Here is an 18,917-nt window from a genome sequence, read left to right as displayed (position 1 = left end):
CGATGAGCGTCGAGGAGAGCTTCCTGCGGTGCACTGCGTGCGAGCAGGACGCGGAGCACGAGGTGGTCTATGCAGGGCGCTTCGTGTCCCAGATCCGCTGCACCGGCTGCGGCGCGGTGACCCGGCTGGACGTCTCGGAGGACTACCTCCCCGACCTGCGCCAGCGCATCTCCAGCAAGCCGCGCCGTCTCATGCGCCGGCTGCGCCGCGACCCGGGCGAGCTCGCGAGCAGTCTCCCCGAGCGCACGCTGTCCAAACCGCTGCGGATGGCGCAGGAGTTCCGCACCGTCTGGCGCAGCCGCCAGGACGGCTGAGCGCGGGGTCGGCACGGCGGGTCGCCACGGCTGATCGGACGGTCGAGCGGGGCCGACGCGTCGGCCGAGCGCGACCCCGGCCGGACGCCCGACGGCGGCATCGGGGCTCAGCCGCGGCGGGCCAGTCCCCGTCGGTGCGAGGTGTCCCGGGCCAGGCCCAGCGAGATCTGCGCCTGCCACAGGGTGAGCCGGTCCAGCACCGCGAAGCCCGAGTGCGATCCCTGGACCGTCCCCACCCGGGCGCCGGCGGCCAGGGCGGCGTGGATCTCGTCGAAGCGCCCGCCCGGAGGCGCCTGCTCAGCAGGGGTCTGCGCCGGGTCGAGGGCTGCCTCGAGCACCTCGCGCCGCAGCAGGCGGGGGCTCTGGAGCCCGGCGAGGGTGGAGCGGTCCACGTTGCGCAGCCCGCCCGGCAGCACCTCCTTGACCGAGTCGGTCATCGCGACCACCGGCACCACCGCGTCCAGGCCTCCGTGCAGGGAGGCGAGGACCTCGGCGATCACGGTCTGCGGGGTCAGGGCGCGCTCGGCGTCGTGGACGAGCAGGAGCGGGTCGTCGCAGGCATCGAGCGCGGCGCGCAGCGCCCGTCGGCGATCCCCGTCGACCGCGAGGACCCTCAGGCGCGGATCGAGCAGCGCCCGCAAGTGTCCCGCCGCCTCGGAGCGGGCGACGACGACCGGGGCGGGCAGGCCCAGCGCATGGAGCGTGCCCAGGAGCCGCTCGATCAGGCGCGAGCCGCCGAGCGTCTCGAGGGACGGCGTCTCGGCGTCGTGCGAGATCCCCGGCGCGGGCGGCGCCAGGGCGAGCACGAGCGGTCGGACCCGCCCCGGGGCGGACGAGGACGTCACCGGGGCGCTCAGGAGGCGAGGACCTCGTCGAGGATGGTCTCGGCCTCGGCCTCGTCGGTCTTCTCGGCGAGGGCGAGCTCGGAGACGAGGATCTGGCGCGCCTTGGCCAGCATCCGCTTCTCCCCGGCGGACAGGCCGCGGTCCTGGTCGCGACGCCACAGGTCGCGCACGACCTCGGCGACCTTCTTGACGTTGCCCGAGGCGAGCTTCTCGACGTTGGCCTTGTAGCGGCGGGACCAGTTCGTCGGCTCCTCCGTGTACGGCTGGCGGAGCACCTCGAAGACCTCGTCGAGACCCTCCTTGTCCACGACGTCGCGGACGCCGACGAGGTCGACGTTGTCGGCGGGGACCTCGATCGTGAGATCGCCCTGGGCGACCTTGAGCTTGAGGTAGGTGCGGTCCTCGCCCTTGATGGTGCGGGTCTTGACCTCCTCGATGAGCGCGGCACCGTGGTGCGGGTAGACGACGGTCTCGCCGACAGCGAAGTTCATGTGGTGGGTCCCCTTTCCGGCGTTCATCCTACCATCCGGGTCGGATGGTAAAATGCCCGCCGACCAGCGCCGACCCGCTCTCGTCGCCGGTGCGGAAAGCGGTGCTGAGCGGGGGAGTCGCCAGGCGGCCCGCAGCGTCCGGCGCGGCGCGGCGAGCGCCGAGGAGCCCGTCGCCGGACCTGCGGTGCGGGGTCCGTCCGAGGTGCCGCGGTGGGGTACCCTGTGAGGGCTGTCCCCGATCGTCCCCGCCGCTCCGCGGCATCGAACAGGAGTCCTCCGTGCGCCGTCCCCGCCGTCTCGCACTCTCCGTCGCCGCCCTGGGCCTCGCCCTCGCGGCGTCCGGCTGCACCTTCATGAGCCCGGTGCAGACCCACGAGTTCTACCAGGCGGGCGACGGCACCAACGCGAACCTCGAGGTCGACGGCGCCTTCCACGTCGGCGTGCGCAACGCCGTGCTGGTGATGGACGAGACCGGGGCCCCGACCTTCTCCGCGACCGTCGTGAACTACTCCGACGAGGACCTCGTCGTCGAGCTCGAGGGCCAGGACGAGGGTGCCGCCGTGTTCTCCACGCGCGTGCAGGTCCCGGCGCAGGGCACGGTCGAGCTCGGCCCCGAGGAGGGCCAGCAGGCCGTGCAGATCGGCGCGCTCGACGTGCTCCCGGGGACGATCCTCGATCTCGCGGTCACCTCCGGGGACCTCTCCACCACGGTCTCGCTGCCCACGCTCGAGACCACCCTCAGCCACTACGGGGAGAGCGAGCCCGCCGCCGGCTGAGCCCGGCTCCGCGCGAGCCCCCTGGACGACGAGCGCCCCGCAGCCTGGCTGCGGGGCGCTCGCGCGTTCTCGGGGCGACGTCGGTCGGCGCTCAGGCCCCGGACTCGAACTTGTAGCCCAGCCCGCGCACGGTCACGAGGTGGACGGGGTTCTTCGGGTCGTCCTCGATCTTCGCGCGCAGGCGCTTGACGTGGACGTCGAGGGTCTTGGTGTCGCCGACGTAGTTCGCGCCCCAGACGCGGTCGATGAGCTGGCCGCGGGTGAGCACCCGGTCGACGTTGCGCAGCAGCATCTCCAGCAGCTCGAACTCCTTCAGCGGGAGGGCCACCTCGGTGCCGTGGACCTGCACCACGTGACGCTCGACGTCCATCATGATGCCGCCCGCGGTGAGGGTCGTGTCCTCCTCCGCCTCGGCCGTGTCCTGGCCGCGCCGCAGCACGGCCTTGATCCGGGCGAGCAGCTCTCGGGAGGAGTAGGGCTTGGTGACGTAGTCGTCGGCGCCCAGCTCGAGGCCCAGCACCTTGTCGAACTCGTCGTCCTTCGCGGTGAGCATGATGACCGGGACCGAGGAGGTGCGGCGGATCTCCCGGCACACCTCGGTGCCGCTCATCCCCGGGAGCATGAGATCCAGGAGCACCAGGTCGGCGCCGTGGGCGGAGAAGATGCGCAGACCGTCGGTGCCGGTGTCCGCGACGGCGACCTCGTAGCCCTCCTTCCGCAGCGAGTAGGAGAGCGGGTCCGAGAACGATTCCTCGTCCTCCACGATCAGGATGCGTGTCATCTCAACTTCCCTTTCCAGAGGGTCGGTCGGAGGGTCGGGGGCGCTCGTCGCCGGGAGCGTCGGTCGAGGCGGTCGCGCGCGGGTTCGCGGAGACCTCGAGCGTGCGGGAGCCGACGGTGATCGTCTCGGTGCGGCCCATCTCCGGCAGCCTGAGGGTGAAGGTCGACCCCTGGCCCTTCATCGACCAGGCGGTCACCTCGCCGCCGTGGTCGGTCGCGATGTGCTTCACGATCGCGAGGCCCAGGCCGGAGCCGCCGGTGCTGCGCGAGCGTGCCCGGTCCACGCGGAAGAACCGCTCGAAGACCCGCTCGAGGTGGTCCTTCGCGATGCCGATGCCCTGGTCCTTCACGGACACCTCGACCATGCCGCCGTCGCGCCGCACCGAGATCCCGACCCGGGTGCGCGGGTCGGAGTAGGTGATCGCGTTGGAGATCAGGTTGGACAGCGCCGTGGTGAGCATCGAGGAGGAGCCGAAGACGCGCAGCCCGCTGCTGCCGCCGACGGCGACCTCGATGTTCGAGCCGAGCGCGAAGTTGCGGTTCAGCGCCACCGCCTCCTCGACCACCTCGTCGATCTCGACCGGCTCGGCGTCGGTGAGGGCGGAGCTGCCCTGCACGCGCGAGAGCTCGATGATCTCCTGCACCAGGTGGGAGAGGCGGCGGGTCTCCGTCTGCATCCGTTCGGCGAAGCGGCGCACCGCGTCGGGATCCTCCGCGGCGTCCTCCATCGTCTCGGCGAGCAGCGTGATCGCGCCGACGGGGGTCTTCAGCTCGTGGGACACGTTCGCGACGAAGTCTCGCCGCGTCTCCTCCACCCGCACCGCTCGCGTGAGGTCGTCGGCCAGCAGCAGCACCCCGTGCTCGCCGAGCGCACCGATCCGCACGTCGATCACCGCGTCGGTGTCGCCCTGGGCGGAGCGGCGCACCGTCAGGCGCTCGTCGCGGAACCCGCCGTTGCGGCCGACGTCCGACGCGAGCTCCATCAGCTGCGTGCTCGCCAGGCGCGGGTAGTCGCCCTCGGCGGCGCGCACGATCCCGTAGGAGTAGGCCATGGGGGAGGCGCGCAGGACGTCGCCGACGGAGTCCAGCACCACATAGGCGGAGGAGAGGATCGCCAGCACCTCCGCGGCGGCCTCGGGGACCACCTCGTCCCGTGCCGCCGGCTTCTCGGCGCGGCGGCTCTCGGAGCGGCGCAGCGCCGACGTGGCGACGACTCCGATCACGAGTCCGATCGCCGCGGCGAGCAGGAGCAGGGCAGACTGGGGCACCAGGACAGCCTAGGCCCCGTGCGCTCGACCCTCCCGCCACCTGTCGCAGGTCGGGACGAACGAGGGGAGGAGTTCACGGGGACTACGCTTCGAGTTCACCCAAGGGCGATGCGCGTTCATCCGGCATTGCGAGGATCGGGGAGAAGTCCCCATCAGACAGAGGAGCGAGAACATGCGCGAGGCCTACCAGAGCGATCTGCGGCACATCGTCGACGACCTGCTGGACATGGCCGAGCTGGTGAGCACGGCCCTGGCGGACGCGACCAGGGCCCTTCTCGAGGGCGACCTGGCCCTCGCCGAGCGGGTCATCACCGCCGACCCCCACATCGACGACCGTCACCTCGAGCTCGACGCGAAGGCCGTCGAGCTCCTCGCCCGACAGGCCCCGGTCGCCACGGACCTGCGCCTCCTGGTCGCCTCCCTGCGCATGAGCTCCTCCCTCGAGCGCATGGGCGACCTCGCCGCGCACATCGCGCTGATCGCGCGCCGCACCCACCCGGATGCCGCGGTCCCCGAGCAGTTCCGCGAGAAGATCGCGCGGATGTCCGAGGTGGGCCTGGAGTCCCTCAAGGGGGCCTCCGAGGTGATCGCCAACCGCGACCTCGCCCAGGCCGCCGAGGTCGAGAAGGGCGACGACGAGCTGGACGAGCTCATGCTCGAGGTCTCCCGCGAGATCTCCTCGGCCGCGCCCGGCACCTTCACCGCCGGCCAGGTCATCGACATGACGTTGCTGATCCGCTTCTACGAGCGGATGGGCGATCACGCGGTCTCCCTCGTGCGCCGCGTCGGGTTCCTCGTCACCGGCGACGCGATGGACACCCTCTCCGAGGGCGTCGACGTCCCGGAGTTCTGAGCCGGGCCCCGGAGCTCCGGTCCGGCCGCACCCGGGCCCGACGGGTCCGCGGGAGGCCGAGCATGACCTAGTGCACGCACTACGGAGCCCGAGCCCGACGGAGTCCGAGCACGACGAAGGGGCGCCCCGCAGAGTCTGCGGGGCGCCCCTTCGGCGTCAGGCGGACAGGCCGTCGGCCGGTCGGGTCAGCCGCGGTTCGGGCGGGGCCGCCTGGTGGTCAGCCGCTCCGCGCCCTTCTTCGCCCCGCGCTGGGCAGCCGTCCGCAGGCCCTGCAGCAGCACGCCGGAGACCAGCGTCCACAGCATCAGCTTCCAGACCGGCTGGTCGTCGTCGGGATCCCTGATCGCCTGGATCTCCGCCTTCGAGGCGCCGTCCTTCTTCGCCTGCTTGCGCCGCGCGGCGACGTCCTTCTTGGCGGCCTTCTGGGACTTGGTGGTCGGGGCGTCCTCGCCGAACACGACTCCCCAGCCGGTCTCGGCCGCCTTCTTGCCGACGGAGGCGGCGATGATCCCCGCGACGGGGACGATGATGCTCACGAGCGGATTGGCCACGGTTTCCTCCAGGCGTCGGGTTCGCGGGTGCTCTCCTGCGAAGGGGCTCAGTAGGCCCCGGCGTACTGAGCGTAATAGGTTCCCATGTCGTCCGTGCGCAGTGCCTCGCGCAGCACGTCCATCGCCTCCTCGTCGGTCGCCACCACGCTCGCGCCGCCGCTGGTCGTGGTGGGGCCCCCGTGGGGGACGGAGAGGAAGTAGAGGTCGTCCCCTCGGATCGAGCGGAGCGACAGCCCGAGCTTCGTCATCTCGCCGGCGGTGAGGCCCTCGTCGGTGGTCAGGTACGGGGAGACCTCCTCGATCGTGTCGGCGAGCCTGCGCGGATCGGTGAGGGTGTCGGCGCTGATGAGCTTGTCGGCGATGCCCTTGAGGACCGCCTGCTGGTTGCGGTTGCGCTGGAAGTCGCCGTCGGCGAACTGCTTGCGCTGGCGCACGAAGACCAGCGCCTCGCGGCCGTCCATCGACTGCGTGCCGGCGGTGTACTCGATGCCGTCCGCCTCGAAGTCCGTCGGGACCTGCACGTCGACGCCGCCGAGCGTGTCCACGAGCCCCTCGATGCCCTCGAAGTCGATCAGGGCCACATGGTCGATCGGCACCCCGGTGTAGTCCTCCACCGTCGTCACCGCCAGGGAGGGGCCGCCGAAGGCGAGGGCGGCGTTGATGCGGTCCTTGCCGTGGCCGGGGATGTCGACGTAGAGGTCGCGGGGGAAGGAGGTGATGTACACGCTCTCGCCGTCGTCGGCGATGTGCACGAGCATCATCACGTCCGAGCGCTGACCGGTGACGCCCTCCGCGGCCGCGGCCTCCTCGGAGCGCTTGTCCGAGCCGAGCAGGAGGATGTTCTGGCCGGTGCCCTCCTCCGCCTCGGGGCGCTCGCCCTCGGCGCGGGTGATGTCCACGACGGAGCGCTTCTCGTAGGAATTCCGCAGCCCGTTGAGATAGCTGCCGACCACGATGCCGACGCCGATCACCAGCACGGCCACGAGGCCGAACGCGATGAGGGCCGCGCGGCGGCCTCGTCGGCGCTCCGCGCCGACGTCCGAGTCGTCGTCCCAGTCGGCGGGCAGCTCGACGTCGTCGTTGCGGTTCATGGATCGGTCCCCTCGTCCGGTGCCGCCGGGGCGGTCACAGCCTGCGGTAGGCGAGATCCCATATTAGGCGTCCGGCCTGCATCCCCTTGGCCTCGAAGCTGGTCTTCACACGACCTCCGTACCGCGGCGCCCAGCCGGTGGTCGCCATGCCCTCGGGGACGCCGTCGGAGCTGACCCCCTCGGGGCGCGGGCCGTCCGGATGCACGAGCTCCAGCTCGGGCCTGTCATCGAGCCGGCGGCGCATGTGGTGGGCGTACTGCGCCCAGTCGGTGGCCAGGCGCAGGTGCCCGCCGGGGGCGAGCAGCGGCAGCACCGCATCGAGGAAGGGCGGGTTGATCAGGCGCCGCTTGTGGTGCCTGGCCTTCGGCCACGGATCGGCGAAGTACACCCACAGCTCGGAGATCGAGGCCTCGGGCAGCATCGCGGGCAGCGCCCTCTGGGCGTCCAGGGGCAGCAGGCGCAGGTTCCGGGGGTGCTCCGCCTTCTCGACGCGGCTGAGCGTCTGGGCGAGTCCGGGGAGGTACACCTCGACGCCCAGGTGGTCGCGCTCGGGATGCGCGGTCGCGGCCGCGACGATGTTCTCGCCCAGGCCGCTGCCGACCTCGACCACCAGCTCCGCGCGGCGGCCGAAGACCTCCTCGAGGTCCAGCCGGGCCCCGTCGGCCGGGAGCGTGTCGCGCTCGCCGCGCGGCGGGTCCAGCACGTACTCGGGAGAGAGCCGGTCCCAGGAGTCGCGGCGCGAGGGCGTCAGGCGTTCGCCGCGGCGCACGAAGGAGACGACGTCGCGGCGGGTGGTGCCGGCATCGCGTCGGGCGGGATGCAGGGGCGGGGGAGTGGTGGGCGGTGTCACTGCTGCCTCAGGACGCGCGACGGATCTGATCGCCCTCGACGACGATCTCCACGCTCGGCAGGTGACGGGTCGCGGGGCCGACGAGCACCTCGCCGCTGGTCGCGTCGAAGCGCGAGCCGTGGCAGGGGCAGTCCAGCTCGGTCTCCTCCTGACGGAGGGCGCAGCCGTTGTGGGTGCAGTAGCCGGAGTAGGCGGAGACGTCCTCCCCGGTCCCGCGGACCAGGAGCACGAAGGGCTGCTGGCCGCCGAAGTTCACCAGCGTCGAGGCGTTCTCGGGCACGTCCGCCAGCGGGATCGAGCCCTCCTCCGCGCGCAGCGGCTCGGCCGTGCCGAAGCCCTGGTCCTCCGGAGCGCAGGCCGCGAGGCCTCCGAGACCGGCCGCGGAGGCGGGTAGCAGGAGGGCGTGGCGGCGGGAGAGGCAGGGACGTTCCATGCCGCCAGGATAGTCAGGGTCCCTGTGCGTCGGGGCGCGGCGGGGAGCGGGTGTGACCGCCGCGACCGCCTCGTGATCGTCCCACGATCCCCGGAGGCGCGCCGGGGCACGCACAGCGTCGCCGCCGCGCCCGCGGCTCAGACCTCCGCGGCCTCCATCTCGCTCGGGTCCCAGGTGAGGATGCCGCCCGCGCGCCAGCCCCGGTCGCGCACCGCGTCCAGCGCCTCCCGCTTCCTCGCCGGGGTGAGCCGGTCGAGATAGAGGGTCCCCTCGAGATGGTCGACCTCGTGCTGGAGCGCGCGGGCGAGCACCCCGCCCTCGTCCTCCAGCACGACCTCGGCCCCGTCGAGATCCGTGCCCGTCACCCGGGCGCCGCGGTGCCGTGCGGTGGGGAACCCCTCGCCCGGGACGGAGAGGCATCCCTCGAGGGTCTCCTCGTCCAGGGCGATCCCGCCGAAGCGCTCGAGGACCGGGTTGAGCACCACGCCGCGTCGCAGCGTGTCGCTCGCGTCGGGGCAGGAGTACACGAACAGCCGCCAGCGGGAGCCCACCTGCGGTGCGGCGAGGCCGACGCCGCTGGCCGCGTCCATCGTCTCGAACATGTCCGCGACGAGCGTGCGCAGCTCGTCGGTGACCTCTCGGACGCGGCGGGTGCGCTGCGAGAGCGCGCGATGGCCGGCGATGGTGATCGGGCGGACGGTCATGCGGGGGAGCCTCCTTGGCTCGACGGGTCGGCGGAGCGCTCCGTGTCGGTGCTCTCCTCGGGGAGGGGGTCGCTGGTGACCCGGTGTCGGCGCGGCGGGTTCACCGCGAGAGGGTTGGTCGACTCGACGATCCAGGCGCCCCGCTCCCGCCGCAGGGGCTCCCCGCTGCGGACGGACTCGGCGACCGCGCGGCCCAGCTCCTCCGCCTCGTCGGCGTCACGGGCGAGGAAGTCCAGGGTGTGGGTCGCGTGCGGCGCGAGCTCGAGCTTGTGCCATGCCTCCAGGCCGGTGGCGAGCTGGCGGGCGCGCAGGAACTCGGCGTCCAGCGCCGCGCCGGTGACCACCACGATGTTCGCGATCCACATCAGCAGCAGGATCGCGATCAGGCCGTTGAGGGCGGTGAGGACCTCCGCGAAGCGGGTCGCGTAGACGAGCAGCTGCCCGGCCACCAGCGCGGTCCCGAACAGGGTGAGCACGCTGAGGGTCGAGCCCAGAGTCATCAGCCGGTAGCGCGGCAGGCGCACGTTGGGGAACAGGTAGTAGGCCAGCGACACCCCGATGATCAGGATGACCAGCAGGACCGGCCACTTCACGATGTTCCAGGCATGGAAGGCGATCATGGGGATACCGATGAACTCGCCGATGCGCTGGCTCGCCTCGCCGCCCAGGATGATCATGCCGATCGCGAGCAGCACCACCGCGGTGATGAGCACCGTTTCGCCGAACACGATGGTGCGGAACCACAGGAAGGGCCGCCCCTCGCGGGTGTCGTAGACCCTGTGCAGCGCGCGATGGAAGGCGGCGACGCCGTTGGACGCGGAGACCAGCGAGCCGAGCGTGCCCAGCAGCAGGCCCAGCAGGCCGCCGCCGGTGCTGGAGACGGCCTGGATCGCCCCGAGATAGGGGCGCGGATCCAGGGTCGGGAAGATCTCGGTGATCAGTCCGGAGAGCGCGGAGAGCGTCTCCGCCTCGATCCCGATCAGCGACATCATCGACACGACGGCCACCGCGCCCGGGAACAGCGACAGCAGCAGGTAGAAGGTCATCGTCCCGGCCACGTCCCACACCTGGATGTCCAGCAGCCGCATCCGCACCCGGTTCAGGACGTGCAGGATGCTCAGCCGGGGTCGGACGAGCTCGACCTGCGGCCGTGGCCGACGCGGACGGGAGGTGGTCACCGTGGAGCTGCTCCGGAGGGATGTCGGGTCCCGGACCGGGAGGTCGGGACGGAGGGACGGGGGCCGTGCGGGCGCTGTGGAGCCTAGTCCACCGCACCGCAGGGCCCCCGCCCTCGTGACGCGCCGGTCAGCCTCCGTCGCTGATCTCTCAGCCCTCGTCGACGATGTCGTCGGGGTCGGAGGCGACCGGGTACTCCCACGGGTCCTCGGGATCGCCCGGCACGAAGGAGGTCATGATCGAGCCGTCCGCGCGGGCATCGCCCAGGCCGACGGGCCTGGACAGCACCGCATCGTCCAGCAGCGGGCCCTGGTCCGCGAGCGGCACGGAGACGCCCTCGGCGGTCACCCGCACGCTCTCGCCGCGCACGGAGACCTCGATCTCCTCGCCGGCCTCGAGGGTGAAGGAGATCTCCTCGCGCACCAGGCGCACCCGGAAGCGGGAGCCGCGCACCGTCAGCGGGAAGGAGAGCTCGGGCCACTGCGCCGGCAGGCGCGGGTCGAAGCCGATCCGGCCCTCGTCATGGCGCATCCCGCCGAAGCCGTGCACGAGCGCGTTCCACACCCCGCCCGCCGAGGCGATGTGCACGCCGTCGGAGGTGTTGCCGTGGAGGTTCCCGAGGTCCACGAAGAGCCCGGCCCGGAAGTAGTCCAGCGCCGCCTCCTGATGGCCCACCTCGGCGGCCATGATCGACTGCACCACGGCCGAGAGCGAGGAGTCCCCGGTGGTGATCGGGTCGTAGTACTCGAAGTCGGCGCGCTTCTCCTCCGCGGTGAACTCGCTGCCGCGCAGGAACTGGGCCAGCACCACATCGGCCTGCTTGAGCACCTGGAAGCGGTAGATCACCAGCGGGTGGAAGTTCAGCAGCAGCGGGAACGCCTCCTCCGGAGTGTTCGCCACGTCCCAGATCTCCCGCTCCAGGAAGCGGTCCTCCTGGAGGTGGATCCCGAGGGAGCCGTCCTTCGGCACGAACATGCCGTCCGCGCAGGCCTCCCACTGGTCCAGCTCCATCTCGTCCAGCTCGAGCTCGACGCGCAGCGCCTCGTAGGCGGCCTCGTCGGCCGCGCGCAGGTCCCGCACGGCGCGGGCCGCGCGGCGCAGGTTGTAGCGCGCCATCACGTTCGTGAACAGGTTGTTGTTCACGACCGTCGTGTACTCGTCCGGACCGGTCACGCCGTTGATGTGGAAGCTCGAGACGCCCGCGGCGGTGACCCGCCAGAACCCGAGGTCCGCCCACATCCGGGCGGTCTCCACCAGCACCTGCACCCCGTCGCGGCGCTCGAAGTCGACGTCGCCGGTCACGTCCGCGTACTGGCAGAAGGCGTAGGAGACGTCGGCGTCGATGTGGTACTGCGCGGTGCCGGCCGCGTAGTAGGCGGAGGCCTCGTCGCCGTTGATCGTGCGCCAGGGGAACAGGGCCCCGCGCTGGTTCAGCTCCCGTGCCCGCTCGCGCGCCTTGGGCAGCATGGTCGTGCGGAAGCGCAGCGCGTTGCGGGCCCAGCGCGGCTGGGTGAAGGTGAGGAAGGGGACGACGTAGATCTCGCTGTCCCAGAAGTAGTGGCCCTCGTAGCCCGAGCCGGTCACGCCCTTGGCGGGGATGCCCCACTGGTCGGAGCGGGCCGTGGCCTGGGCGAGCTGGAACAGGCACCAGCGCGTCGCCTGCTGCGCCTCGGGCTGGCCCGGCAGCTGCACGTCCGAGCTCTGCCAGAAGTCCGCGAGGTACTCCCGCTGCGCCGCGAGATGCGCCTCGAAGCCGTCACGACGCACCCGGTCCAGGGTGCGGCGGCAGCGGTCGAAGAGCTCGCGATGGGGCACCGAGCGCGAGGAGTGGTAGGCCACCGACTTGCGCACCGTCAGCACCGAGCCCTCCTCGAGATGGGCGCGGGTGACCTGTCGGCCGAAGTCGGCCGAGGTGTCCATGAGGTGCTCGGTCTCGGCGTCGGACTCGATCACGTGGTCCGCGCCGACGGCGAGGGTCATGCCCGAGCGCGCCACCCGGTAGCCCAGCAGCATCCGCCGCTCGCTGTGCCAGTCCTGCATCGGCTCGAGCACCCGGTGGGTGAAGGCGGTGGTCTGGCGCGGATCGGCCTTGTCGGTGACGGGGCCGCCGTCCACGCCCTTGCCGAAGTCGTCGCGGAAGTCCTGCCGGTTCACGATCTGGGAGGAGATCGCGATCGGGGCGGAGCCCTCCAGCATCTCCACCCGCATCGTCATCAGCGCGAGGTGGCGCTGGGAGAAGGAGATCATCCGCGCGGTGGAGACCTTCACGCGCTTCCCGGCGGGGGTGCGCCAGATCAGCTCGCGCCGCAGCACGCCCTCGCGGAAGTCGATCCAGCGCTCGTACTCCTCGAGGTCCGCGATCGACAGCAGCAGCGGCTCGTCGTCCACGTACAGCTTGAGCGTGGAGGAGTCCGGCACCGAGATCATCGTCTGCCCTGTGCGGGCGAAGCCGAAGGCGGACTCGGCGTGGTTGATGTCCCAGGTCTCGTGGAAGCCGTTGAGGAAGGTGCCGTGGCTGTGCGCGTCCCGGCCCTCCTCGGGCGTGCCGCGCATGCCGAGATAGCCGTTCGCGGTCGCGAACAGAGTCTCCATCAGGCCCAGGTCCCCGTCCGGCCGTGACTCGACCAGGCGCCATTCGTCGACCGGCAGGCGGGTGCGGTCCACGGGGTCCTCGGGCAGCGAGCGCAGACGGGTCATGCCAGCTCCTCCAGATCGGCGACGACGAGGGTGGCTCCGGCGGCGGTCAGCTCCTCGCGCCCCGCTCCGCGGTCTACGCCGACGACGGCGCCGAAGCGCCCTGCGGCGCCGGCGGCGACGCCGGAGACGGCGTCCTCGTAGACCACCGCGTCGGCGGGCTCGACGCCCAGCAGCGCGGCGGCGCGGAGGAAGGTGTCCGGGGCGGGCTTGCCCGGCAGGCCCTCGCGGGCGGCGACGTTCCCGTCGACCACGTGCTCGAAGCGCTCCCGGAGCCCGGCCGAGCGCAGCACCTCCTCCGCGTTGCGGGAGGAGGAGACGATCGCCAGCCGCGCCCCGTCGCCGAGCGAGTCCAGATAGGCGACGGTGCCCGGGTAGGGCGCCACGCCGTCGCGGCGCAGGAGCTCGAGCACGAGCTCGTTCTTGCGGTTGCCGAGGCCGCGCACGGTCTCCGCCCCGGCGCTCTGCTCGCCGGGGTCGGAGTCCTCGCCCTCGGGCAGCTCGAGGCCGCGGGAGGCGAGGACCGCACGGACGCCGTCGTAGCGGGGGCGGCCGTCGACGTGCTCGAAGTAGTCCGCCTCCGTGTACGGCGCCTCGACGCCGCGGGAGGAGAGGAACTCCTCGAACATCGTCGCCCAGGCGCGCATGTGCACCTCGGCCGTCGGGGTCACGACCCCGTCGAGATCGAAGAGATGAGCCGTGAGATCTGCTGGTCGGAAGGTTCGCGCTGAAGTCACATCGGCAATGCTACGGGCCTCCGCGGTGGGCTACGCTTCGAGGGTCCGTGTCCGCGCCCGTGCGCCGGCACGGAACGGCTCGAGACCTTCCGAGGAGACGATGACTGCCACCGAGTCGCTGCCCGCCCTGGACGCGGTGCGGCGCGAGCTCGAGATCGACGAGCAGGCCCCCGGCGGCCACCCGCAGGTGCGGGCGGTGCTCACCCTCACCACCAACCTGGACCTGGCCCCGGCGCGGCTGTGGCCCCTGCTGACCCGCCCCGAGCAGCTCGAGGCCTGGTACGGCCCCGTCCGGGGCGAGCTGCACGAGGGCGGGCGCTTCACCGCGCCGCACGGCGCGAGCGGGACCGTGCTCGAGGTCGAGGAGCCCCACCGTCTCTCCCTGCTGTGGGAGCAGATCGGCGAGGAGGACCCGCTCCAGATCCGGCTGGACCCGGAGGACGACGGCACGACGCTGCTGCGGCTGCGCCACACGGTCCTCGTGCCTCGCGAGCGCTTCGACCGGGGCGGCCCGGGCGAGGTGGCGCTCGGCTGGGAGCTCGCGCTGCTCGCGCTCGTCGCGCACACCGACGGCTGGCGCCATGGCTGCCTCGCCGAGGCGCCTGTCCCCACCCGCGAGTGGATGCGGGGCGAGGAGGGGCGTCGCTACCTGCGCGCCTGGTCCGTGCGCTGGGCCGCCGAGGCGGTCGCGGCCGGGGTGGACGAGGGCGTCGCACGGCGCGTCGAGGCGGAGGCGCTCCGCTCCCGCCTGGCCTCCCCGCAGGAGGCCTGAGGGGGCGGGACGGCGTCCGGTCCCCGGGAGGTCTTTGCCCCGGCTCACGACCCGGTGCCACACTCGGGCGGTGACCACCCCTGCCCCCGGCCCCGCCTCGAGGGACGGGCGCTCACCCGCGGCGGTGCTGCGCGGGCTGGTCCCCTCGGTCTACGCGCCGAGCCTGCTGGAGTTCGTGGGCCTGGCCGCGCTGATGCCGGTGATCCCCCTGCTGGCGCGCGACCTCGGCTTCAGCGTCCCGCAGGCCGCGGCGCTGTCGACCATCTTCGGCCTCACCTCCTTCCTCGGCCCGATCCCCGCCGGACGCCTCATCTCCCGGATCGGGGCGCGCGCGGCACTGGTGATCACGGGCTGCCTGCTCGTGGTCTCGAACGTCCTGGCCTTCATGCTGATCGCGCCCGCGCTCGGGGGCGGCGGCGATCTCGTGCACCGGATCATGCTGGTGGTCCTGCTGCTGGTGATGGCCGCGAGCACCCAGGTGTGGCAGCTGGGACGGCAGGCGTATCTCGGCACCGCCCTGCCCGCGACGATGCGGGCACGCGGCATGACCCTCTTCGGCGGGGTGATCCGGGTGGGGGAGGTGATCGGGCCGCTGCTCGGCGCGGTCGTGATGGCGGCCGGATCGATGGCCTGGGTGTTCCTGCTCTTCGCGCTCACCGCCGCGGCCGGCACCGTGATGGTGGCCGTGTTCCTCCCGCCGGGGGAGGCGCGGGCGGGCGGCGCGACGGGCCGACGGGGCCGCGCCCCGCGCACCACGGCTCGCGTCGCGCTGGACCGGGCGGTGCTGCGGCGGATGGTCGCCGTCGGCGTCGGGATCGCGCCGGTGATGATGGCGCGGGTGAACCGGCCCGTGATCGTCCCGCTGCTGGGCGATGCGCTGGGCCTGGACCCGGTGTGGATCTCGGTGGTCTTCGGTATCTCCGCTGCGCTGGAGATCCTGCTGGTGATCCCGGCGGGGACGCTCATGGACAGGTACGGCCGCTCCGCGGTCGCGGTGCCCTGCGCGCTCGTGATGGGGGCGGGGTTCCTCCTGCTGGCGCTGCTCGGCACCGTCTGGGCGGGCGGGAGCGGCACTGCCGCGGTGCTGGCGCTGCTCCTGCCCAGCCTGCTGATCGGACTCGGCAACGGGCTCGGCTCCGGGATCGTGATGACCCTCGGGATCGACGTCTCCCCGGTCCACGGGCGCACCCGCTACCTCTCCTGGTGGAACACGATGCTCGGCGCCGGGCGGCTCTCCGCCCCGCTGCTGGTCACCGCGATCACCCTGCTCGCCCCCGTCGCCGTCGCGGGTGCCGCCACCGGGGCGCTCTGCGTCGCGGGCGGGATGTGGCTCTCACGCACGCTGCCCCGCGTCACACCCTCCGGGGGGACCCGGGGGCGCTGACACGGGGCAGCGGGGCGGTGCGGCGGCTCGGGGAGAGCACCGGGAGCGGCGGTCAGGCCGCGGCGTCGACCAGCGCGTTCTCGGCGGTGCTCTGCAGCAGCTCCGCGGCCTGCTCGCGGGGCACGGAGCGGGCGATCGCGATCTCCGACGCCAGCGGGTCGATGGCCTGCTTGAGCAGGTTCCGCTCCGCGAGGGAGGACGGGGTGCCGCCGGAGTCGCGCACGATCGAGCGGATGACCTCGATGCGGTCGGTGAGACGGCCGGACTGGAGCTGCATCTGCAGGGACTTGATGCGGTGGGCCCAGGACGCCTTCTTCGCCGGGGGCTCGATGGGCTCGCCGAGCTGGGCGATCAGCTCGTCGATCTCCTTCGTCCCGAGCACCGGGCGCAGACCGACGACGTCCTTGCCGTCGGCGGGCACGGAGATCTGCATCTCGTCGCCGATGACCTCCAGGTCCACGTACTCGCGCTGCTCGCCCCGGACGGTGCGGGTCAGGGTCGAGACGATGCGCACCGGACCGTGGACGGGGTGCGTGAGCACCTTGCCGACCTTCGACGCGGTGGAGTCGGACGCAGTGGCAACGGACAAGGGGGTTCCTCCTCGGTGGACCTGTGCGCCGCCGGTACCGCGGCCCTGGTGGGGTCGAGGCGGCCGTCCTCGACCTCTGCCCGGCCCTGCGGGACCGGTCCATGAGGGGGACGAGGGCGGCTCGAGCCCCGCTCGACCTGCAGGAACAGGGTGGCGAGGCCTACGACAGCGCCTCACCATGGTCTCACGGATCTGACAATTAATCCAGGCCCTGACGTTTCCGTGTGGGTCACATCCGGGCCCGGTCGCTCCGGTCGGACGGCCGCGATCGGACGGCCGCGATCGCACGGCCGCGATCGGACGGCGGCGGGCTTGTGGCTCCGGACAGGACGCTCCTCCCCGGAGTCGCGACGGAGTGCCGACGATCGTCGGGGTCGGGCGGCGGGCCGATGCGGTGGAATGGGGCCATGCCGGTCCCTCTCTCGACGATCCCGCCGCCCTCGACCTCGCCGGAGGTCGTGGCCTTCGAGGGGATCGGCGTGCTGCGGGAGGAGAGCGTGCTGCTGCTGGAGGCGAGCGGCCGCGTCGCCGCAGGCGAGGTCCTGGCCGTCACCGGCCCCAACGGCAGCGGCAAGACGACCCTGCTGCGGGTCCTCGCCGGCCTCCTCGCACCGACGGCCGGACGGGTGCGCGTGGCGGGCAGGCGCCCCGACGACCGCGACCGCGTCTTCCGCGAGGCGCTCGCGGCGCTCATCGGACCGGCGCAGACCGCCCGGGACCTCACCGTCCTCGAGCACCTCCAGTTCGTGGGGGCGACCTGGGGGAGCGACGCCGCGGCCGCCCGTGCGCGGGGCCGGGAGCTCCTCGAGGAGCTGCGGATCCTCCCGCTCGCGGACCGCTTCCCCCACGAGCTCTCCAGCGGCCAGTCCCAGCTGGTCTCCCTCGCACTCGTCCTCGCCCGCCCCAGCGCCGTGCTGGTCCTGGACGAGCCCGAGCAGCGCCTGGACCCCGACCGGCTCGATCTGGTGATCGACGCGCTGCGCGCCAGGGCCCGGGCCGGGACCGCGATCGTGCTCGCGAGCCACAGCCCGCGCCTGGTCGATCAGCTCGCCGACGGCCGGCTCGCGCTCGAGGAGCCGTGGTGAGCGCCTCCCTCGGCCCCGTCCGCGAGGTGTGGGCGCAGCGGTCCCGCGCCCGCTCCCGCGGCGACCTGCTCTATCTGCTCTACGTCGTCGCGATGGGAGCCGTCGTGCTCGGGCTGCCGGCGCTGCTGTCGGCGGGCCGGGCGCTGGCACGAGGGGACGTGCTCGCCCTCCTGCTGAGCGCCGGGGCGCCGCCCACGGCGACCGCGCTGTCCCTCGCCGTCGCCGCCGGCCTGCTCGGCCTCGGCGCGGTGCGGGGCCCCGCCCTGCTCCCGCCCTTCTTCACCGCGACCCTGGCCGGCGGCCCGCTCCCACGCGGCCGGGTGCTGCGACGCCCTTTCGCACGGGCGCTGCTGCTGCCGCTGCTCGCCGCCGCGCTGCCCGCCGTGCTGGTGGCGGCGACGCTGATGGCGGCAGGCCGGACGGGGCCGGGCACGGCGGCGCTCCTGGCGCTCGCCGGGGCCGGGCTGGGGCTGCTGTGGGGAGGAGCCTGGTCCGCGGGGCAGCTGCTGCGGCCGACGCCCCGGCGCCTCCTGGTCCTCCTGCTCGGGCTCGGTGCGGGGATCGCGGCCGCGCCCCCGCTGCTGGCCGTCCGGGAGTCCGACCGCGGCATGTGGTCCCAGAGCGTCGCGCCGTCGGGCGGGCAGGTCGCGGCCTGGGCGGTGGGCCTCGCGGCGGCGGGCGCGGCCGGCGTCGCGCTGTGCACAGGGCTGCTCGGTCGGCTGCGGGGGACCGAGCTGGCCGTGCAGGCGATGCGCTGGGAGGCCGCGACCACCGCCGCGGCGTCGACGGACCTCGCCGGGGCGGCCGGCGCCTTCCGCGCCCTGCCCGCGGCGGGCCGACGTCTGCGGGCGATCGGCGGGGGCCCGACGGCGCTGCTGTACGCACGACGGGACGCGGTCGCCTGGCTGCGGACGCCCGACCGGTGCGCGGGCGGTGCGCTCGCGGTGCTGCTCGGCGCCGTCGCCCTGGGCGGGGCGCCGCTGCTGCCGGGGCCGGCGGCCTGGACGGCGCTGCTGCTGGGCGCCCTCGCGCTGCGGACCGGGGCGGGAGCCTTCGTCGACGGGATCCGTCACGGGGTGCACACCCTCGGCGCCCCGCCCCTGCTCGGTCAGCGCGCGGGGACGCAGCTGCTGCTGCACGCCGCCGCGCCCGGGCTGCTCCTGGTGGCGCTCGGCGCGCTCGGCGGGACGCTCGCCGCGGTCGTGGGCGGCGGGGCGGGGAGCGGTTCCGTGCTGCTGCCCGTCGCCGTGGCCGCCACGGTCCTCGCCGCACGGGCCTGGGAGGCGGCGAAGGGCACCATGCCGCTCGCGCTCGCCACGCCGATCCCGACCCCTCAGGGGGACCTGTCGGTGCTGGTCATGCTGGCCTGGCAGGCCGACGCCGTCGTCGTGCCGCTGCTGGGCGCCGCGGCGCTGCTGCTCGTGCTCCCCTCCGGCCCCGGGGCCGTGCTCCTCACCGCGGCCGCGCTCGTCGGCCTGCTCGTGCTGCTGACCCGACGACGCCTGCGGGAGCTGCAGGCATGAG

The 18,917-nt window shown here is 73.3% G+C and carries 19 protein-coding genes and 1 pseudogene; 7 read left to right on the top strand and 13 right to left on the bottom strand.

The features are described from left to right. Positions 1 to 2: 2 nt before the first annotated feature. Positions 3 to 314 carry a hypothetical protein gene (locus DS079_RS02315; RefSeq protein WP_010551258.1) on the top strand — a complete coding sequence of 104 codons (312 nt, stop codon included), beginning with the start codon at positions 3 to 5 and terminating at the stop codon, positions 312 to 314. 107 nt (positions 315 to 421) lie between these two features. Here DS079_RS02315 and DS079_RS02310 read toward each other — a convergent pair whose 3' ends face one another. Together DS079_RS02310 and DS079_RS02305 are read right to left on the bottom strand one after the other, a co-directional pair. Then, entirely contained in the window at positions 422 to 1,159 is a 738-nt protein-coding gene (locus DS079_RS02310; protein ID WP_126984646.1) for an IspD/TarI family cytidylyltransferase, read from the bottom strand. A gap of 8 nt (positions 1,160 to 1,167) precedes the next feature. After that, positions 1,168 to 1,650, bottom strand: a complete 483-nt coding sequence (locus DS079_RS02305; protein WP_010551260.1) for a CarD family transcriptional regulator — start codon at positions 1,648 to 1,650, stop codon at positions 1,168 to 1,170. Between the two features lie 278 nt (positions 1,651 to 1,928). Here DS079_RS02305 and DS079_RS02300 point away from each other — a divergent pair, with 278 nt between their 5' ends. Next, entirely contained in the window at positions 1,929 to 2,426 is a 498-nt protein-coding gene (locus DS079_RS02300; RefSeq protein ID WP_010551261.1) for a hypothetical protein, read from the top strand. A 91-nt stretch (positions 2,427 to 2,517) separates the two neighbouring features. On the opposite strand, the gene DS079_RS02295 is transcribed toward DS079_RS02300, so the two are convergent. Beyond that, complete coding sequence (locus DS079_RS02295; RefSeq protein WP_010551262.1) at positions 2,518 to 3,207, bottom strand: response regulator transcription factor; 690 nt, start codon at positions 3,205 to 3,207, stop codon at positions 2,518 to 2,520. Between the two features lies 1 nt (position 3,208). Further along, positions 3,209 to 4,474: a sensor histidine kinase gene (locus DS079_RS02290; RefSeq protein WP_126984645.1), complete on the bottom strand. Its 1,266-nt coding sequence runs from the start codon at positions 4,472 to 4,474 to the stop codon at positions 3,209 to 3,211. A 172-nt stretch (positions 4,475 to 4,646) separates the two neighbouring features. Here DS079_RS02290 and phoU point away from each other — a divergent pair, with 172 nt between their 5' ends. Next, positions 4,647 to 5,327, top strand: coding sequence for a phosphate signaling complex protein PhoU (gene phoU / locus DS079_RS02285; protein ID WP_126984644.1), 681 nt, complete (start codon positions 4,647 to 4,649; stop codon positions 5,325 to 5,327). A gap of 185 nt (positions 5,328 to 5,512) precedes the next feature. On the opposite strand, the gene DS079_RS02280 is transcribed toward phoU, so the two are convergent. From DS079_RS02280 to DS079_RS02245, 8 genes are all read right to left on the bottom strand, one after another. Beyond that, a complete protein-coding gene (locus tag DS079_RS02280) occupies positions 5,513 to 5,878 on the bottom strand; it encodes a DUF4235 domain-containing protein (protein WP_126984643.1) in 366 nt (121 codons plus the stop codon). Between the two features lie 47 nt (positions 5,879 to 5,925). Beyond that, positions 5,926 to 6,969: an LCP family protein gene (locus DS079_RS02275; protein WP_126984642.1), complete on the bottom strand. Its 1,044-nt coding sequence runs from the start codon at positions 6,967 to 6,969 to the stop codon at positions 5,926 to 5,928. Positions 6,970 to 7,003: 34 nt separating this feature from the next. Next, the gene (gene trmB, locus DS079_RS02270) at positions 7,004 to 7,819 is read right to left on the bottom strand and encodes a tRNA (guanosine(46)-N7)-methyltransferase TrmB (RefSeq protein WP_126984641.1); all 816 of its coding nucleotides are present in this window, start codon (positions 7,817 to 7,819) and stop codon (positions 7,004 to 7,006) included. Between the two features lie 7 nt (positions 7,820 to 7,826). Next, positions 7,827 to 8,252: a QcrA and Rieske domain-containing protein gene (locus tag DS079_RS02265; RefSeq protein WP_053918021.1), complete on the bottom strand. Its 426-nt coding sequence runs from the start codon at positions 8,250 to 8,252 to the stop codon at positions 7,827 to 7,829. Positions 8,253 to 8,389: 137 nt separating this feature from the next. Further along, entirely contained in the window at positions 8,390 to 8,956 is a 567-nt protein-coding gene (gene def / locus DS079_RS02260; RefSeq protein ID WP_126984640.1) for a peptide deformylase, read from the bottom strand. Next, on the bottom strand, positions 8,953 to 10,134 hold the full coding sequence (locus tag DS079_RS02255) for a YihY/virulence factor BrkB family protein (protein ID WP_126984639.1): 1,182 nt from the start codon (positions 10,132 to 10,134) through the stop codon (positions 8,953 to 8,955). The genes def and DS079_RS02255 overlap by 4 nt, the downstream gene beginning before the upstream one ends. A 148-nt stretch (positions 10,135 to 10,282) precedes the next feature. Continuing rightward, positions 10,283 to 12,829: a glycoside hydrolase family 65 protein gene (locus DS079_RS02250; RefSeq protein WP_126984638.1), complete on the bottom strand. Its 2,547-nt coding sequence runs from the start codon at positions 12,827 to 12,829 to the stop codon at positions 10,283 to 10,285. Then, entirely contained in the window at positions 12,826 to 13,572 is a 747-nt protein-coding gene (locus tag DS079_RS02245) for an HAD family hydrolase (protein ID WP_126984637.1), read from the bottom strand. The genes DS079_RS02250 and DS079_RS02245 overlap by 4 nt, the downstream gene beginning before the upstream one ends. A gap of 91 nt (positions 13,573 to 13,663) precedes the next feature. On the opposite strand from DS079_RS02245, the gene DS079_RS02240 reads away from it, so the two are divergent. Further along, positions 13,664 to 14,335 carry an SRPBCC domain-containing protein gene (locus DS079_RS02240; RefSeq protein WP_126984636.1) on the top strand — a complete coding sequence of 224 codons (672 nt, stop codon included), beginning with the start codon at positions 13,664 to 13,666 and terminating at the stop codon, positions 14,333 to 14,335. 70 nt (positions 14,336 to 14,405) lie between these two features. After that, entirely contained in the window at positions 14,406 to 15,719 is a 1,314-nt protein-coding gene (locus DS079_RS02235) for an MFS transporter (RefSeq protein WP_126984635.1), read from the top strand. Positions 15,720 to 15,771: 52 nt separating this feature from the next. Here the strand turns inward: DS079_RS02235 and DS079_RS02230 are convergent, their stop codons facing one another. Beyond that, positions 15,772 to 16,308, bottom strand: a complete 537-nt coding sequence (locus DS079_RS02230; protein WP_010551275.1) for a CarD family transcriptional regulator — start codon at positions 16,306 to 16,308, stop codon at positions 15,772 to 15,774. Positions 16,309 to 16,832: 524 nt separating this feature from the next. Between DS079_RS02230 and DS079_RS02225 the strand changes: the two are divergent. Both DS079_RS02225 and DS079_RS17575 read left to right on the top strand, forming a co-directional pair. Further along, a pseudogene (locus DS079_RS02225) lies at positions 16,833 to 17,393 on the top strand (ABC transporter ATP-binding protein); the annotation flags it as partial. Beyond that, a complete protein-coding gene (locus DS079_RS17575) occupies positions 17,390 to 18,916 on the top strand; it encodes a hypothetical protein (RefSeq protein WP_126984633.1) in 1,527 nt (508 codons plus the stop codon). The pseudogene DS079_RS02225 and the gene DS079_RS17575, both read left to right, overlap by 4 nt. Position 18,917 lies beyond the last annotated feature (1 nt).

This window comes from Brachybacterium paraconglomeratum (assembly GCF_003994255.1).
GTDB classification, from domain to species: domain Bacteria; phylum Actinomycetota; class Actinomycetes; order Actinomycetales; family Dermabacteraceae; genus Brachybacterium; species Brachybacterium conglomeratum.
The sequence above is the reverse complement of the archived record's forward strand: the minus strand, read 5'-3'. Positions and strand labels throughout refer to the sequence as shown.

Coding starts and splice junctions, on each gene's coding strand:
- DS079_RS02315 (WP_010551258.1), top strand. CDS start 3: ATGAGCGTCGAGGAGAGCTTCCTGCGGTGCACTGCGTGCGAGCAGGAC.
- DS079_RS02305 (WP_010551260.1), bottom strand. CDS start 1,650: ATGAACTTCGCTGTCGGCGAGACCGTCGTCTACCCGCACCACGGTGCC.
- DS079_RS02295 (WP_010551262.1), bottom strand. CDS start 3,207: ATGACACGCATCCTGATCGTGGAGGACGAGGAATCGTTCTCGGACCCG.
- phoU (WP_126984644.1), top strand. CDS start 4,647: ATGCGCGAGGCCTACCAGAGCGATCTGCGGCACATCGTCGACGACCTG.
- DS079_RS02275 (WP_126984642.1), bottom strand. CDS start 6,969: ATGAACCGCAACGACGACGTCGAGCTGCCCGCCGACTGGGACGACGAC.
- DS079_RS02265 (WP_053918021.1), bottom strand. CDS start 8,252: ATGGAACGTCCCTGCCTCTCCCGCCGCCACGCCCTCCTGCTACCCGCC.
- def (WP_126984640.1), bottom strand. CDS start 8,956: ATGACCGTCCGCCCGATCACCATCGCCGGCCATCGCGCGCTCTCGCAG.
- DS079_RS02250 (WP_126984638.1), bottom strand. CDS start 12,829: ATGACCCGTCTGCGCTCGCTGCCCGAGGACCCCGTGGACCGCACCCGC.
- DS079_RS02240 (WP_126984636.1), top strand. CDS start 13,664: ATGACTGCCACCGAGTCGCTGCCCGCCCTGGACGCGGTGCGGCGCGAG.